The sequence below is a fragment of the Lactobacillus hominis DSM 23910 = CRBIP 24.179 genome (genome assembly GCF_000296835.1).
Lineage (GTDB): Bacteria > Bacillota > Bacilli > Lactobacillales > Lactobacillaceae > Lactobacillus > Lactobacillus hominis.
Map to the genome: position 1 here is coordinate 1 of NZ_CAKE01000030.1, position 701 is coordinate 701.

General features: G+C 38.4%; 1 protein-coding gene. It reads left to right on the forward strand.

What is annotated here, in order from left to right:
• Positions 1-590 (forward strand): aldo/keto reductase (locus BN55_RS08595; protein ID WP_040469557.1); only part of this gene is annotated, 590 nt, incomplete at its 5' end.
• Positions 591-701 lie beyond the last annotated feature (111 nt).

A 701-nucleotide genomic window follows, 5' to 3' on the forward strand; every position in this document is an offset into this window, starting at 1 on the left:
CCACTCAGCAAGCTATTGATAAGAGTTTGCAAGAATTGGGCTTAGATTATATTGATTTGTACTTGATTCACTGGCCTAATCCAGTAATGGCACGAGATAATTGGGCCGAACTTAATGCGCAAAGCTGGCGTGCAATGGAAGAAGCAGTTGAAGCAGGTAAAATTCGTGCAATCGGAGTATCCAACTTTAGAAAGCACCACTTGCAAGAACTATTCAAAACTGCTGAAATTATGCCTGCTATCAATCAAAACTACCTAAATCCCAGCGACTTGCAACCTGATGTGACGCAATATTGCGACGATCTCGGTATCTTCAATGAAGCTTATAGTCCATTAGGAACTGGTGGCTTGCTAAGCAATCCAATGGTTACTGGCGTAGCTAAAAATCATGATAAGACGCCAGCACAAGTTTTGATTCGCTGGTCGCTACAACATGGATTTATTCCACTGCCTAAGTCAGTTCACGGTGATTATATTGTGGCAAATACTAAGGTATTTGATTTTAATTTAACAGATGAAGAAATGAAAAATCTGGATGAATTGCATGGTTCAACAGGTGTAGCAACCGATCCAGATAAGACAGATTTCTAACAATATAAAAAAGGCTAAGCATTATGATATGAACCCCGAAATTCGGACAAGAATTTCGAGGTTTTTATTTATGGCTAAATTATCTAAACAAGACAAAATTGGTATTTACAA